Raw genomic sequence first — 16,820 nt, 5'->3', positions numbered from 1 at the left:
ATTGTATATGAAATTTTCATTTACCCTTTTACTTCTGCTCAGTATGCAGCTGGTTTTTGGCCAGTCTATGACCTATGAGAGTAGAATTTTGGATGTAAGTGGCATTCCTATTCCAGGTGCCACTGTTACCGAACTTGGAACTTCCAATGTGGCTATTTCTGACCAAGACGGTAGATTTAGAATCAGTTCTTCCAAGCAAAATCTGACCTTGAGGATCAGTTTTATCGGCTTCGAAACTCAAGATGTTGTCATCAACGACGGAGTTTTAAAAAAGGAGATCAAACTGCTCGAGTCCACTGAAAGTTTAGAGGAATTTGTCGTAACTGCCTTAGGGGTAGAAAGACAAAGACAATCCCTTTCTTCTGCTGTGACCACCATCGGTGCAAGAGAGCTAAGTGATGTACCTCAAACAAATTTGATCAACTCACTTTCTGGTCAAGTTGCCGGAGTTCAAATCACCAATGGATCTTCAGGCGTTGGATCAAGTTCCAGGATAATTATCCGAGGTGAAAACTCCATCAGCGGCAACAACCAGGCCCTAATCGTAATCGACGGTGTGCCTATTATCAACGAGCAAATTACCAGTGATCTTTTCAATGATGGAGCAAATATCCAGGAAGTAGACTTCGGAAATGGTGCTGCCGAAATCAACCCAGATGATATTGAGTCCATCACCATATTGAAAGGACCAGGTTCTGCAGCTCTGTATGGCGCTAGAGCTGCCAACGGAGTTGTTTTGATTACTACCAAAAAAGGTAGAAAAAAGCAGGGAATAGGTGTAACTACCAGCTCCTTGCTAACTTTTGATGGTCTTTTGACCCTCCCCGATTACCAAAATGAGTACGGAGGAGGTTCTAATGGACAATATTCTTTCCAAAATGGTATTGGCGCGGGGGTCAATGATGGAGGAATTTCCAGTTATGGTCCAAGACTTAATCAAGGCCTTTTAATTGCTCAGTTTGACAGCCCATCTGTAGATATTAATGGAAATCCGGTTAGAGCAGGCGATGTAATCAGCAGAAGAAGACCTGATGGAACCTTTACCGCCATCACCCCTACTCCATGGATCGCAAGACCTGATAATGTGAGGGACTTCTTTAGAACTGGAGTTACTTCCCAAAATAATATTGCTGTTACTTCAGGAAATGAAAAAGGAGGAGCCAGAATAGCTTACAGCAATTTAAGAAATGAGGGTATCCTACCTAATACAGACCTCAAAAGAGATGGTTTGGCACTGAGCATTAACCAAGCATTGACGGAAAAATTCAGAGTAGACCTATTTACCAACTTCATCAATTCCAGAAGTGATAATCGTCCCAACTTAGGTTATGGATATGAAAACGTCATGTATGGCTTCAACTGGACAGGTAGAAATTTTGATATTTCTTCTTTGAGAGATTACTGGCAAGCTGGACAAGTAGGTATTCAACATTTTGATTTCAATTACCTATGGTTGACCAACCCTTATTTGACGCTGTTTGAAAACACCAACAGCTTTGTTAAAAACAGGGTTTTAGGAAATCTTGCTCTTACCTATGATTTCACCAATAAGCTAAGCCTTCGTGTAAGAACAGGAATTGACAATTCATCAGACTCCAGAGCATTCAGAAGAGCATTCAGTACTAATAGACGGGTTTTTGGAGGTTATAGAGAAGATGATGTAAGGCTATTCGAAATGAATTCCGACATTCTCCTTACCTACTCTGATCAATTCAATTCTGACTGGCTGTATTCAGTATCTGCCGGAGCTAACCGCCTAGACCAGAATATCAACTATTCTTACACCGAAGCCAACCAATTGGCTTTACCTGGAATCTATACTATAGAAAACTCAAGAGTGCCTTTGAGAGGAAGCAGTCAGATTTTTGATAAAAGAATCAACAGTGTGTATGCCTTCGGTAACTTCAGCTATAGATCGGTTCTGTTTATTGATCTGACCTTGAGAAATGACTGGAGCAGTACCTTACCGGCTGAAAACAACTCTTTCGCTTATTACTCAGGCGGGTTGAGCTATGTGCTTTCCAAAGGGCTTCCGCTTCCAAAATCCATTTCAAATGCGACTGTTCGATTCAACGTTGCCAGTGTGGGTAATGACACAAATCCTTATCAGCTAAACAATACCTTCCAGTTTAATCAGAATTACGGTTCATTCACTCGAGTAACCAATGGGACCGTACTAAACAACCCAAATCTAAAGCCTGAAAGACTGAACTCTTTGGAGGCGGGAATGGCATTCGGACTTTGGAGAGACAGAATTCAAACAGATATTGCCGTTTTCCAAAACACCAGTATCAATCAGATTATCGGGCGACCAATTTCAACAGCATCTGGTTTCAGTAATATCATTGAAAATGGAGGAGAAGTAAGAACCCGAGGCTTGGAAGCAAGCGTTCAAGCTTTGATGTTTGAAAGAGGAGCTTTCAGCTGGAGCTTGGAAGCAAACTTCACAACTTATAGAAGTGTGGTAACTGAACTTCCGGAAGGAGTGGATCAGTATGTGACTGGCGAGGCCAGCGTATTTAGAGGAGCTGGAGGGTCAAATTCTGTTTTCTACATCGCAAGAAAAAATGGAAGAATCGGAGACATGTATGGATCCGGTTTCCAAGAGTTTGAAGGCCAGACAATTTTCGGATCCAACGGACTTCCTATCCAGGACGGAAGATTGAGGCTTTTAGGCAATTACAACCCGGATTTCTTTGTGGGTTTAACCAATCAATTCCGTTACAAAAAACTTCAGCTAGGATTTGTTTTCGATTGGAGACAGGGAGGAACTATAGTTTCCAGAACCAAAGCATTGGGCAGTACATCTGGTGTCCTTAAAGAAACTTTGGAAGGAAGAGAGACTGGAGTAGTTGGACAAGGAGTCATGAATGTAGGAACTCCTGAAAATCCTCAATATGTGCCAAATACAACTGTAGTACCTGCCAGCTCATTTTACAACAACTTCTTTGACAGAGGAAATGAAGCCTCAGCACTATATGACGCTTCTTACCTGAAATTAAGACAATTGAGCTTGTACTATGACCTACCTCAGCAATGGGTAAATTCTATCGGGTTCAATTACATCAAAGTGGGTTTTGTGGGAAGCAATCTTCTCCTATTCACCGAAAATCCTCACTTCGATCCAGAACTCAACGCCATGCAAGGAAGAAACTTAACCTATGGAGTTGAAGACATGTCTTATCCGTCTACCAGAAGCTTTGGTTTTAGCATCAAAACAGAATTTTAATCATGAAGAATTTATATAAAGTAGGAATATGTGGAATGCTTTTATTTTCACTTTCCTGCACCGAAGATTTTGAAGAAATCAATACGAATCCGAATTCACCGGAAGCGATTGGTCCACAGTTTTTACTATCCAATGTGATTTCTGTGGCAGCAGATGAAAACACTTATGATCAAGGGTTTAGGCTGGCAAATTATCTAGCACAGTTTGCTGCAAGTGTGGAATTTGAGCGAATTGATCGATACGAAATGGGAAGTAACGCCCAGTATTGGAATCAAAATTTCCGCTTATTAAATGATATTAAGTCAATACAGACTAACCCTGCAACCAACGAGGCTTACAATGCGGTAGCCGACATTATGAAATGTTACTTATTCTCTCAATTGACTGATATGTGGGGAGATATTCCTTATTCTGAAGCATTGAAGGCGAGTGATGGCTTGTATAGCCCAAAATATGATACGCAGGAATTTGTATATACAAACCCTGAAATTGGGATTTTGGCTACTTTGAAAAAAGCATCTGAAACTTTGGCATCAACTACCAACAGTATTCAGGGAGATATGATGTTCAACAATGATTTAGTGAAATGGAGAAGATTTGCCAATTCATTAAGGTTCAGATATCTGCTTAGAATCAGTAAAAGGTTGACAAATTTCTCTGAGATGCAGGCACTAGTGGATCAAAACGATATGATGCAAGGGAATTCAGACAATGCGGTAGTTCCTTACTTGGCATCAGCACCAAACCAATGGCCTATGTCCCAGTCCGCTTTGGGTTTATACCAAGAACACAGAATGACACTTACCGTGGATTCTGTTTTGAAAGCTTGGAATGACCCAAGACAGGCGGTTTTGTATAAACCAACCCAGCAAAGTGTCATCAATGGAAATCCTCAGTTTAAAGGTTTGCAAAATGGCCTTAATCGAGAAACCATTAATGAAAGAGGAATACAATTAAACGATATTTCTCTCTTTGGAGCGGTTTTCAGAGATGTGCCAAATGGCGTTGATGGACAGTTTATGCAGTATGCTGAATTGCAATTTGCTCTAGCAGAAGCCGTAGCGAGAGGATACATTCAGGGCGATATGAAAGCATACTATGAAAAGGGCGTTAGAGCCAGCTTTGCCTATTGGAAAGTTCCGGTTCCAGCCGATTATTTCCAGCGGGATAATGTATCTCTGGATACGGGAAATGCTTTGACTAAAATTCTGACTCAAAAATGGCTAGCCTTGATCAATAATGGTCATGAAGCTTGGTTTAATGTAAGGAGAACTGGTATTCCAGCACTCAAGCCGGGACCTGATAATTTAAATGAAGGCCGCTATCCGGTGAGGTATCTTTACCCTGAATCTGAGCAGGCAGTTAATAAGTCAAATTATGATGAAGCTGCAGCAAGAATGGGTGGAGACAACATCAACAGCAAAGTCTGGTGGGAAAAATAAATTTAGCGAACTGACATAAAAAAAACTGCCTCCAAAAGAGGCAGTCTTTTTTTATTTTAAACCATAATCAAGTCTTAATGGAATGGCAAGACCAACTCAGAGGTCTTGTTCTCAACCAAAATTCTATTAATGTTATGTCTGATGGTACAGATTCCAGCAGCAGCATCATAGTCAAAGGCATCTAATTCATCTTTGATAGAATCGATGAATGGAGGGATTACAGGCGAAGTACCTGGACTTCCCGCATCGATATTTGGGTTGGCCAAATATTCCACTTCAGATATCACCAATTTGATTCCCATATCTGCCAATCTTCTACCTTCAGCGATAAAAATCTCCTGACGCATCAAATAAAGAGTTTCCAATGCATCATCCAGATCATTTAAAGCATCGACATCTGCAACAGAAACTGATGTTCCAGAAATAGTCGGCACAGTTACATTTCCGGACTTTCTATCCAAAACCAAACCTTCGATCAAAGGAGCACCTGGAGAAAAACGCACCTGAACATCCGAGTTGTTAGGTCTTGAGCCAGGATTCAATTGGGTTCTGTCTTGCTGATTGTTATTGAAAGTTGACCGCTCACGGCCGCCTACCAAATTAACAATGTCAGTCATTACAGATTTAGCTGAATTCAGGTTGTTATCGGAAATAGCAGCTTCAGCTAGAATCAAATGAGCTTCTTCAATTTTGAATATTGCTACAGGGCTGGCCTGACTGGCTCCTCTGAAGTAATACTTTGGATCCAAAAAGTCCATTCTTGGCAATACCTGTAAATCATCAAAATTACCTCTGTCATAAAGGGCTGTTTGCATAGTGTTCACAGGACCTTGCGCCTGATCAAACTGTGCATAATAAACCAAATTAGGAGCCTTCGAAATCGCTGAATTGGCAGCCTGAACTGCTTCAGCTTTGTTTCCTAAACGGTAGTTAGCTCTTGCTATTCCCAAGCTTGCAGCAGCACTGATTTGGGTATTGGAAGAGGATTCCGCCAAACGGAATGTTTCAACTGCCATCCCTAGGATGGATCTCCATTCTACTGCCTCTCCTCCTGCCGTCACCGGAAGGAAAGAGAAGTACTCACCGCTTAAGAGGTAAGAATAAGCTTTGTAGAAATTCAATTCAGCTTCCTGTTCTGCGGTTGTCAGAGGGTCGGCATTTTTTACGACCGTCAGACCGTAATCCGCCATTTCTCTCAAACGACCCAACTGAAACTGGAACCCATTGATATCTGCGTCCTGAGGACGGATAGTTAGGTTATCCAGGTTTTGGTTATAGAAAGTTTGAACGTTCTCATAATTATCCGATCCTATTTCCAGAAAGGTAACATGAGCGTTTACCGTCAGAGCCAATTGTCTTTTTACCCCAGCCACCCATGGTGTCATGGGATTATTGGTGTTCAAGATGGCCTCTTCTGTAAGATTGGGGTTGGTAACTTCCGTTGGGTCTACCAAATCACAACCTGAGGACATCAATATTCCTCCCAGTAATAAATATGTTAATGCTGTTTTTTTCATGTGTTTAAAATTTTTCTCAAAGGATAGTTGAAACCCTGATTCAAAGAGGAGATATCTTCCTGCGAATAATTGATTGCTTTAGGTTTCATCATTCACTTTGATTAGAATGAAATTCTCAAAGTTCCTAGGTAAGTTCTTGGCAATGATTCTGTACCAAAGCCGAAACCACCACCACCAAAGCTATTTTGAGTTCCGAATCCGGCACCACTGACTTCAGGATCTACATCTGCTTTGAAAAAGTTGATAGGGTTCAACACATTGAATCCAATAGACATGGACTGGATTGCCTTTCCATAGAATTGACTTGGGATCTTATAGGAAAGGGAGATGTTTCTAATTTTTAGATAATCAGAGCTCTGAACCCATAGACCTGCAAGATCGAAGAAGTTTCCTCCCACCAAATTCTCAGGAATGACAGTAGAAGCTCCGGCAAAATAACGAAGCACATCATCCACTGCTACTGTTTGTCCACCATGCTGATAATCACCGGTAGCAAACAAGCTCAAACCTTTGTAATTCACATTCAAGGACATTGAACCGAATCTTGGAGCAATTGGAGAACCCAATGCAGCATTAGGGATCACTTCAGTGATGTTATTATTCTCATCCAAAATCGGTCTGTTACCTCTAAAGTATCCTAAAGGCTGACCTTCTTTGATGAAAGAACCTAAGAACTGGAAACCTCCCACGTTGAATTCAGGAGCTCCGCCTGAGGACAATACTTCGTTTTGAACTGTATTGTAAGAAGCAGTCACATTTACATTCCAGTCATTAGTTTCCAGAACTACGAAATTGGCTCCGATCTCCCAACCTTTATTTTCGATCTCACCGATATTTCTCAACTGGTTGCCTTGACCGAAAGAAGGCGCAAATGGAGCTGAGAACAAGGCATCTTCAGTCAATGCCTGATAGTAAGTCACCTGGAATTTGATGCGATCTGAGAATAATCCCAAGTCAGCACCAACTTCTGTAGTGGAAGTTCTTTCAGGCTTCAAAGTAGGGTCACCCGGGTTTCCGAAAGTGAATGAAGGAGCATTCAAATAGGTATTGGAATTGATAATTCTATCATTCGCAAATGGTCTAGGGAAATTACCCGCAACACCATAGTTAGCTCGGAACTTGATTGTAGAAACAGAATAGTTCGGGAAAGCTTTTCTGAAAAAATCCTCGTCAGAAAGATTGTATGCCAAACCTACAGATGGAAAAAACTGCAATCCAATTTCATTACCAAATGCAGTGTTTCCATCTACACGAAGACCTACTTCAGCAAATAGTTTATCTCTAAATCCGATATTCTCTTTTAAGAAGAAACCATAGTTTGTCACTGCACTCAAGAAGTCAGTTACATTTTTCTCACCCGCATTATTGATGGAAATAGATCCTTCTGTCACTTCGCTGGCGTTAATCTGGATTTGCTCATCCTGATTTCTGAAAAACTGACCACCACCAATGGTGAGGAAAGAGAATTTACCTACATTTTCTTCCCAGCTTGCATCAATTTGACCAGTTAAGGAGAAGAAGTTTCTTTCAAACAAATCAATTGTACCACGGTCAGTAGTTCCTTCAGGAACGAAACCACGCTGAATCAATTGAGCATTGGTGGTGATATCCTGCTGCCTGGTTGATCTTGCATCAATTCCAAAAAGTGCTCTAGCGGATACTTTTTCAGAGAATTTGAAATCAAATTGCTGAGAGTTGGTAAATCTTCTCACACGCTCAGTGATATTGGTCAATTCGATTGTTCTTCGGATTCTTTGAGTGATTGAATCCAACTCATTACGGTTTAAAGTAGTCAGGTCTCCCCATCGCCCTACAGTCTCCAAGTTACCGAACTCACTAAAGCTACTGTTTGCATTGTAATCTCTGGTAAACTCATTACTGGAGAAACCTGCAGTGGATGAATAAGTGATCCAGTCATTCACTTTTGCTGAAATACCTCCACGGAAATTTCTTCTTGTTTGACTTAAACCATATCTATAACCCTCATCATCGTAAAGATTTCCGGAGAAAGAGTAAGTGAACTTGTCATTCCCTCCATCTACTCCCAATCTATAACTTTGCTGCAATCCCGGTCTGAAAATGATATCAGCAGTTTCCTTGAAAAACAGGTAATCCTCTGTACCTACCTGAGAACCGATTTGAGTTTCAAAATTTACTCTGGCAGCCCCGGCAGTACCTTTTTTGGTAAAGATTTGAATCACACCATTCGCAGCATCCGCACCATATAAAGTAGTGGCAGCACCACCTTTCACATATTCAATACTTTCGATATTTTCCACTGGAATATCTGCGATCGCAGAACTTTGCGCACCACCTGTTCCCAATGATAATTGTGCAGCTGAGTTAAGGTTATCCACTCTGACCCCGTCCACATAGATAACAGGAGTTGTTCCTACAGCTGCAGAAATAGGTCCTCTTGAACGAATCAAGGAGGCTGTTCCCGGCTGACCAGAACCTAGTCTTACCTGTGCATTGGGCATGTTGGCTCGCAAAATTTGATCCAGCTGCACGACAGGCATTTTACTGATTTTATCTTCACCCATCTGATCCACAGTAGTTGAAAGTCTTCTTTTCTCAACCCCTGAACCCTGACCGGTGATAACAATCTCCTCCAATGCTTTCACATCAGACTCCATTACCACATTAATCACAGTCTTATTTTCAACAGGAACTTCCTTGGTACGAAGTCCAACAAAGCTGAAAACCAAAACTGCATCGCTACTTGGTACTGAAAGACTGTAGTTACCATCCAAATCGGTAACCGTCCCTTGAGTAGTACCTTTTACTACTACGCTTAATCCCGGAATCCCCGCGGGATCCTCTTTACTTGTCACTTTCCCCGTGACAGTCCTTGATTGGGCCCAAACTAATGATGCATTCATCATCAGCAGGACAAAACCCAGTAAAACTCTTCTCATAGGTTGATTATTTAGTTAATTCAAAAGCCTAAAATGATGAGTATTTACTAGACATAAAAATTGAAAAAAGTCCAAATTGCGTCATTTTAAAGAATAAAATTTGGCTTTAATGTTAAAAATCCAAATTACCTATATTTTAAACCATGCTATTAAAATTTAATAGAATAATAGTTAATAGTATACTATTCAATTTAGTTTATTATTCTCCATTTCCCGGTTAAAACTGAATGATCTTCTGATTCTTTAAAAAATACTATTTATTTTAAATTTTGCTTTTGGAATAAACGCAGTATTTTATTCTGAATTAATTAAAATAAATATTTATTAACAGAATTAAATTCCACGCATTCATTTCAAGCCTGCTATAAAAACTAATTTTAATTTGGAGAAACTTATAATTAAAGAAATAATATTTTATTTTCTATTTTTCTATTCACTTAGAGTTTTTATATAATTATTCTAATTTTCTATATCACTTTTTAAATTCTAAAAAACAGACTTCTAATTTTCGTAACTCAAAATTTAGCCTACCTTAACTCCAACATTTACCAAACACCCAACTCAATCCTTCCCTCCACTACCTTTGAACTGGTCTTCTTTATAAGCAAAAAGGACATTGAAACTGGTCAAGGAACCGTAACAACGAGTGATGTATTGTTGCAAATGAACCCGATCCTCATCATCCAACTTGGGGTGATTGTTGATATTCTGTTCTAGGACCCTAAGCTTTTCTCTTACCATCACAATCTTATGAAAAAATGTATCCATAGAAATTTCCTTTTCCTGAAGGCTTGCGTCACCAGGGTTTAGTGTAATCGATCCTCCGATCCATTTCCCTCCCAAAGGGACAATAGGGGCCCGTTCGGAAGTTTGGATTAAAGCCTCCCGAATAGCTTTCTCTACATCCTTTTGTGTCAACATGGGGAAATCCGGTTTTTTCGCTTCTTCAATTTCAAAGCCCTCGTAATCCCTCGCTAGGGTTTTCACTTCCTCTGTATCATAAAAGTAGATTTTGTAATAAGTTGCATCTGCTGATACAATCATTCCAGAACCAAATTTAGGATGACGTAATCTGCTGCCTGGGGCTAGTTCACTTGCTGACATAATTTTTAAAATAGTTAAATTCAGTAATACCAAAATAGGAAAAAATTAATCTGGTTTCCCTAATCATAACTTCTTACATATTTTCTTTCCCTCTTCATAATTACATGTAAGACCGTGGACCGAAGCTTGCAGATTCGATCCTTAATACTGATTCTACGCGGTTATTATTTCTTATTGGAAAATAGTCAGTTTTACATCTAAATTAAATTGTATATGGATATCCGCTTTCTTACCAGTATTGACAAAAATATGGCTTATTGTCTGCTGAAAGGATCAAAATCCGGTGCTTCGGTCATCGGTCTTCCAACCTGTCAAGCAAGGAAAATAAGGCAACTGGCATGATTGCGGATAATCAGAAAATTGTATTCAGCCTCAGGAACAAAATGTGTAACATTCATTATTTGAATTCATCCAGTAAATACTTACTCTAAACAGCACCATGAAATTATTCTCAGAAAAAGCAATTGTACAACTATTGGCCATATTTCTAGGTTTCACTTTCTTTGGTGCGGGAATGGCCAAACTTTATAATGAGCACTCCTATTTTGGTTGGATAGGTCCTGTATGGCTGATAGAAAGACTGGAAGAGTATTCTCTTGGGCTTTATGCAAAATTCATAGCCTTATCACAAGTATTGATAGGTTATCTACTCCTCACAACTCGATTTAAACTTTTGGGAAGTGTCATGATGGTGCCCATGATCCTCAATATTTTGATGGTCACTATTTCCCAACAATGGCGAGGCACTCCCTTTGTTTTAGCAGTCTTATTCATTTTTAACTTGATCATTCTTTGGCATTACAGAAGTTTTTTTCCCCCGCTTTTAAATGAGAGCCTGGAAAAAGTAAAATCAAACCCTACATCCTTAAAATCCTCACTGGGCCATTTAGTCTGGTTGATCGGCCTTAGCCTACAGTTCCTTTCAATCGCCATCTCCTATTATTCTCTTCGCTTTGCTTTCTTGATTTCATTTGCCGGCTTATCCATTTCTATACTCAGCTTTTTGGTGGATAAAAAAATAAATCTCCGTAACTTAAAATAGGCCAAACAGACAAAATCATGATCATTTACCCACACCTAAGCTTCGATGGCAAGGCTGAAGAGGCTTTTACCTTTTATCAATCGGTACTCGGAGGAAACTTTGAAAGTGGTTTCCATTATTTTGAAGATATACCCGGAGCCCAAATCCCAGACGAGGAAAAAAGGAGAATCATGCATGTGAATTTGATTTTCTCACCTGACCAACAAATCATGGGCAGTGATAGTATGCCCAGTGCAGGTCATCAAATTCATATGGGAAACAATAACCATATTTCTTTAGGAGTTGACAGCAAGCAACAGGGTAAAGAATTTTTTGAAAAGCTTTCTGAAGGAGGAGAAATAGAGTCCCCCTATCAAAAAATGTTTTGGAATGCTTATTTCGCAAGTTTTAAAGACAAATTTGGAGTGAGCTGGATGATCAACTACAACTTGAAAGAAAACGAAGAATGAATCTTTTTTCCACATTCAAAAAGAATAGACTGAGAATCAACTGAGTACTTCCTTTGTGATCAAAGAACTCTTCTGAATATTGGAATCAGCAAATTTTACCGTAACTTTGTGGCCTAGCGGCACGACCAGCTCCTGCTGAATCCCCCAGGTCCGGAAGGAAGCAAGGGTAGGCGGTTGTAGCGGTGCGATGCCGCTTCTTTTTTTGTTTTATTTTCGAACCTTTCATTTTTAAGGTTCCGTATGCTGATTAATCTTTTAACTTTGTCTAGTAGAATAGCTTCACACCTATTTCTCAAATTCAATAATTAAGTAAACCTATTCCTCGGGAAGTAAGTATGAAAAAGGTTTTACCATTTCGGTAAAGTCTATTTGCTACTATTTTCCCATTAACCTAAAATTCAAACCTAAACTCATGAAATGTCCAAAAACGACTTCTGGAAATATGAAGCTTGTTTTGGAACAATTCGAAAACCCTTAAAATTACAACCCTATGAAATTCTTTATTGACACTGCCAATTTGGATGAAATCCGCGAAGCCTACGATTTGGGCGTTTTAGATGGAGTAACAACCAACCCTTCTCTCATGGCAAAAGAAGGAATAAGCGGAGACGCCAATGTAAAGGCTCACTATAAGGCCATCTGCGATATTGTAGATGATAAAGTGAGTGCTGAAGTCATTGCTACTGATTTTGATGGCATGATTAAAGAAGGAAAAGAATTGGCCAAAATTGATGATAAGATTGTGGTGAAAATCCCCATGATCAAGGATGGTGTTAAAGCGATCAAATATTTCCATAGTGAAGGAATCCGTACAAACTGTACTTTGATTTTCTCTTCAGGCCAAGCTTTGCTTGCTGCAAAAGCCGGAGCTACTTATGTTTCCCCGTTTATAGGGCGTTTGGATGACATCTCTTTTGACGGATTGGAGTTGATCGAGCAGATTGTGCATATTTTCCAGACTTATGGCTTTGCAACAGAAGTACTTGCAGCTTCGGTGAGACATAGCATGCATTTAATCAAATGTGCCGAAATAGGAGCAGACGTAGTTACATGCCCATTGAAAGTTATTACCGGCTTGTTGAAACATCCACTTACAGATTCCGGACTAGCACAGTTTTTGGCAGATCATGCCAAGGCAGCAGGTAAATAAGCAAATACAAGGAAGGAGGAAAATCTCCTCCTTCCCTACTTATACAAAATATGTATATCATTAAGGTAAAGGGAAAAGCAAAGATTCCTGACTATATCCAAATCAGAGACGAAAATTTCGTGTTGGTAGCTTACTTTAGAGCAGATAGACCCATGAAAAACATTGAGAAATTTGGATTGGAGGGAAAAGAAGAAGAGTTGGCAGCGCTGATTGAGCAACTGCCTTTTGGAAAATTGCAAAAACTGGAGTTATAATATGGATTTTAGCACGCAGCCTGTACTGCAGGTAGAGAAAGCTACTATTTTTCAGGGTATTGATCCTGTCCTCACTGATGTGAGTTTTTCTGTGGAGCAACATGAATTTGTTTTTTTGATTGGCCAGACAGGAAGTGGAAAAAGCTCCTTATTAAAAACCCTCTATGCAGATTTGGCGCTGAAAAGCGGGAAAGTGGAAATAGCCGGTTTTGATCTGACCAAGGTTAAAACTTCCGAAATACCTTTTTTAAGAAGAAAGCTGGGGATTATCTTCCAGGATTTTCAGCTATTCAATGATAGAAGCGTAGCCGAAAATCTAGACTTTGTCATGAAAGCAACTGGCTGGAAAGACAAAGTGAAAATCAAGGAGCGAATGGCCGAAGTCCTGATGCTCGTAGGTCTCAACAATGCTTCTTCCAAAATGCCCCACCAACTTTCGGGAGGAGAGCAACAAAGGGTAGTGATTGCGAGAGCTTTGTTAAATGAGCCTTCAATACTGCTAGCTGATGAACCAACAGGAAACTTAGATCCGGACGTAGCGGATGGGATATTCAAACTTTTTCAAGAGATCAATAAAAAAGGAACTGCAATCCTAATGGCAACCCATAACCATGAATTGCTTCGTAAATATCCTTATAGAGTTTTAAAATGCGAGGGAGGAAAGTTACTGGATAGCCAAACCCATAATGTCTCCTTCGGGACATCGTATTGATTTAGAGCGCCAAGGAAAAACATCTTAACGAATCCCTCGTTATTTCTGCACAACCAAATGATTATGAGACTACGAAAAATTTTCCCTTTTTTCCTTCTAGGCTTAATGACTATTTCCTTTTGGTCATGTAAAGATGATGAGGATATCTTGCCTGAAGTGGAACCGGGTTCCAATGCGGCTATCAACCGATGGATTTCGGAAGTAATGGAGGAAGCTTACTATTGGTTGGAGAACTTAGGAACTCCCATCAGCGAAAATTCAGATCCTGAAGATTACTTTGAATCCTTATTGTTCAGACCTACTGATAGATTTTCTGTAATCTATCCTGATTACCAAGAACTATTAAACTCCTTAAATGGAGTTACCCTTGAAGCAGGTTACGAGTTTATTCTTTTCCGGGAAAGCCAAAATTCGGATAATGTCATTGCAGAAATCACCTATATCAAGAAAAATAGCCCAGCCGCTACAGCTGGCTTAAGAAGAGGTGATATTATCAGGACAATCAACGGTCAGCAAATGACGGTTACTAATTTCAGAGAGGTGATTGGGGCTATTTCTTCTCAGCATACCATTACTTATCTGAGATATAATGAAGGAAGTCAAGCTTTTGAAAATCAAGGCCAATTACAACTTACGCCTGTACAATTAGCTGAAAACCCAAATTTCCTTGACACGATTTATACTATAAATAATCAAAAAATAGGGTATGTAGTTTATCATTTCTTTGCTCCTGGACCGGGTAACAATAGCAATGCCTATGATCAAGAAACAGATGCCATTTTTGCCAAATTCAAAGCAGAAGGCATCAACCACTTGATTGTTGATTTTAGATACAACGGCGGAGGATTTGTCTCTTCAGCCATCAATCTGGCAAGCTTGATCGCTCCCGGAGTCAGTACAAACGACATCTTTTTGAAAAGAAAATTCAATAGTTTTTTAAGTCGTTTTGATGAGTTCAAAAATGTCAATGCGAAATTTTTGTCTAAATCACAGAACCTTGGAAATACGCTTTCGGGAAATAGAGTATATGTACTCACATCCAGCAGAACAGCTTCAGCATCTGAACTCATTATCAATGGTCTGAAACCTTACATGGATGTATTTATTATTGGCGATGTGACGACTGGAAAAAATGTGGGATCTGTTCCTATTGAAGATGAGGACAACCCCCAAAACAGTTATGGTTTACTTCCTATAGTTTTTCAAAGCTTTAATAGTCAAGATAAATCAGATTATTCCAATGGATTCACACCTAATATAACAGCCAAGGAAACTGCTGAACGATTGAGACAATTTGGGGATGTAAATGAACAATTACTTCGAACTGCAATAACCCAAATCACTGGAACCCCACCTTCAGGAAGGTTTGAAAAGCTAGACCGAATGGACTTGGGAAGCACCTTGGATCGGAAAGTCAGGTCAGGAACCATGGTTGAAAATTTCGAAATCAAATAATTGCAAGTAAGCCTCAAGAAATTGAGGCTTACTTTTTTTTGGGCATATTTTTCAATTTTTATTTAGGATTATTTTGCTTTTAGCCCCATATTAAAACCGTTTATTCTTTATAAACACCACTAATCCTTAAATTATTTTATTCAAACAATCAAAAGCAAAATGAAAAACCTCTGGAGAAAACCAGCAGCGTGCGCAGGAATCCTATTAGGAGCTCTGACGTTTGCCTGTGCCCCTCAAGAAGAAAGTCCACTACTTCAAAGTGATGTATTGGAAGTGATCAAGTACCAAAACGGTGATATTATCCCTGGGAAATACATCGTCAGATTAAACCCAAGCAATCTTAATTTTAGAAAAGGTACAGACTATGCAGCTAATCAGGCTGCCATGCGAAAAGTTGGCAATGAGTTATTAGCCAAATACAGAATCGCAGAAGCGAATTTGGGATATGTATACGGAGATGCCATAGAGGGATTCTCTGTCGCCTTGACCGATGAGCAATACATGGATCTATCCAAAGATCCGTCAGTGAAATTTATTGAGCCAGATAGAGTAGTGATGCTAGCTCCTCCTCCTGGTAAAGGTCCAAAAGATGGCGGAGATGGAGGAGGTAATGAGCCTGCTCAAGCTACCCCGTATGGAATTACAAGAGTCGGAGGCGGAGCAACCTACACAGGAACTGGAGTAGCTTATGTCATTGATTCTGGGATTGAGGCAGGCCATCCGGATTTGAATGTGGATGTTTCTAAAGGCTTTAATGCATTTGATAAAGGAAAAGACTCTAACCTATCTGCAGACGGAAATGGTCATGGAACGCACGTTGCAGGAACGATTGCCGCTATCGATAATAGCTTTGGAGTAATAGGAGTGGCTGCAGGTGCCACTGTAGTTCCGATTAAAGTATTGGACAGCAGAGGTTCAGGATCTTATTCAGGAGTGATCGCAGGAGTAGATTTTGTTGCTGCAAATGGTAAAAATGGCGATGTTGCTAATATGAGTTTGGGCGGACCTCCTTCAACTGCATTAGATATTGCAGTAATAAATATGGCAAGCAAAGGCATTAAAACCTCTCTTGCAGCAGGTAACTCAGCCCAAAATGCCAGTAATTCATCTCCAGCGAGAGCTAATGGACCTAACATTTATACTGTATCAGCGATAGATAGCGATGATGTGTTTGCATCCTTCTCTAATTTCGGAAATCCACCAGTAGACTTTGCAGCTCCAGGAGTTGCGGTGTTGTCTACAGTACCAGGTGGGTATTCTAGCTTTAGCGGAACCTCCATGGCAGCTCCACACGTAGCTGGAATTCTATTAACTGGAAATCCACGAAACGGGGGATCAGCTATTAATGATCCTGATGGAAATGCAGATCCTATAGCAGTCAAATAATAGAGTTTTAAATCAAATTATTTAAAAGCGGCCCATCGGTCGCTTTTTTTGTTATTGGGCTAAAGCCCCGACATCAACTATCACCCATGGAATGAACGGGCTAAAGCACCGTTCCAATTTTTTCAAATTATTAAAATCTCCCAAACCTGTTCAAACAATTTC

Annotated in this window: 12 protein-coding genes and 1 other RNA gene; 10 read left to right on the top strand and 3 right to left on the bottom strand. The window is 39.9% G+C overall.

The window, feature by feature from the left end; genetic code table 11:
* Positions 1–7: 7 nt before the first annotated feature.
* Positions 8–3,229 carry a SusC/RagA family TonB-linked outer membrane protein gene (locus B2906_RS16535; protein WP_219958074.1) on the top strand — a complete coding sequence of 1,074 codons (3,222 nt, stop codon included), beginning with the start codon at positions 8–10 and terminating at the stop codon, positions 3,227–3,229.
* 2 nt (positions 3,230–3,231) lie between these two features.
* The gene (locus B2906_RS16530; protein ID WP_219958073.1) at positions 3,232–4,671 is read left to right on the top strand and encodes a SusD/RagB family nutrient-binding outer membrane lipoprotein; all 1,440 of its coding nucleotides are present in this window, start codon (positions 3,232–3,234) and stop codon (positions 4,669–4,671) included.
* Positions 4,672–4,745: 74 nt separating this feature from the next.
* On the opposite strand, the gene B2906_RS16525 is transcribed toward B2906_RS16530, so the two are convergent.
* From B2906_RS16525 to B2906_RS16515, 3 genes are all read right to left on the bottom strand, one after another.
* Positions 4,746–6,188, bottom strand: coding sequence for a hypothetical protein (locus B2906_RS16525; protein ID WP_286941830.1), 1,443 nt, complete (start codon positions 6,186–6,188; stop codon positions 4,746–4,748).
* Positions 6,189–6,289: 101 nt separating this feature from the next.
* A complete protein-coding gene (locus tag B2906_RS16520) occupies positions 6,290–9,106 on the bottom strand; it encodes a TonB-dependent receptor domain-containing protein (protein ID WP_286941828.1) in 2,817 nt (938 codons plus the stop codon).
* A gap of 561 nt (positions 9,107–9,667) precedes the next feature.
* Positions 9,668–10,210, bottom strand: a complete 543-nt coding sequence (locus B2906_RS16515) for a hypothetical protein (RefSeq protein ID WP_286941826.1) — start codon at positions 10,208–10,210, stop codon at positions 9,668–9,670.
* Between the two features lie 439 nt (positions 10,211–10,649).
* On the opposite strand from B2906_RS16515, the gene B2906_RS16510 reads away from it, so the two are divergent.
* From B2906_RS16510 to B2906_RS16475, 8 genes are all read left to right on the top strand, one after another.
* Positions 10,650–11,252, top strand: a complete 603-nt coding sequence (locus tag B2906_RS16510; RefSeq protein WP_286941823.1) for a hypothetical protein — start codon at positions 10,650–10,652, stop codon at positions 11,250–11,252.
* Between the two features lie 17 nt (positions 11,253–11,269).
* On the top strand, positions 11,270–11,701 hold the full coding sequence (locus B2906_RS16505) for a VOC family protein (protein WP_219958069.1): 432 nt from the start codon (positions 11,270–11,272) through the stop codon (positions 11,699–11,701).
* Between the two features lie 113 nt (positions 11,702–11,814).
* Positions 11,815–11,901: signal recognition particle sRNA small type (gene ffs, locus B2906_RS16500), an RNA gene on the top strand.
* A 290-nt stretch (positions 11,902–12,191) separates the two neighbouring features.
* Positions 12,192–12,851, top strand: a complete 660-nt coding sequence (gene fsa, locus B2906_RS16495) for a fructose-6-phosphate aldolase (protein WP_219958068.1) — start codon at positions 12,192–12,194, stop codon at positions 12,849–12,851.
* A gap of 50 nt (positions 12,852–12,901) precedes the next feature.
* A complete protein-coding gene (locus B2906_RS16490) occupies positions 12,902–13,105 on the top strand; it encodes a fructose-6-phosphate aldolase (RefSeq protein ID WP_144605665.1) in 204 nt (67 codons plus the stop codon).
* Position 13,106: 1 nt separating this feature from the next.
* On the top strand, positions 13,107–13,817 hold the full coding sequence (locus tag B2906_RS16485; protein WP_091655653.1) for a cell division ATP-binding protein FtsE: 711 nt from the start codon (positions 13,107–13,109) through the stop codon (positions 13,815–13,817).
* A 63-nt stretch (positions 13,818–13,880) separates the two neighbouring features.
* Complete coding sequence (locus B2906_RS16480; protein WP_219958067.1) at positions 13,881–15,272, top strand: S41 family peptidase; 1,392 nt, start codon at positions 13,881–13,883, stop codon at positions 15,270–15,272.
* A gap of 159 nt (positions 15,273–15,431) precedes the next feature.
* The gene (locus B2906_RS16475) at positions 15,432–16,658 is read left to right on the top strand and encodes a S8 family peptidase (RefSeq protein ID WP_219958066.1); all 1,227 of its coding nucleotides are present in this window, start codon (positions 15,432–15,434) and stop codon (positions 16,656–16,658) included.
* The last annotated feature ends 162 nt before the right edge of the window (positions 16,659–16,820 follow it).

It is taken from the genome of Algoriphagus sp. UBA3586, assembly GCF_002376385.1.
GTDB classification, from domain to species: Bacteria; Bacteroidota; Bacteroidia; order Cytophagales; family Cyclobacteriaceae; genus Algoriphagus; species Algoriphagus ornithinivorans.
The sequence above is the reverse complement of the archived record's forward strand: the minus strand, read 5'-3'. Positions and strand labels throughout refer to the sequence as shown.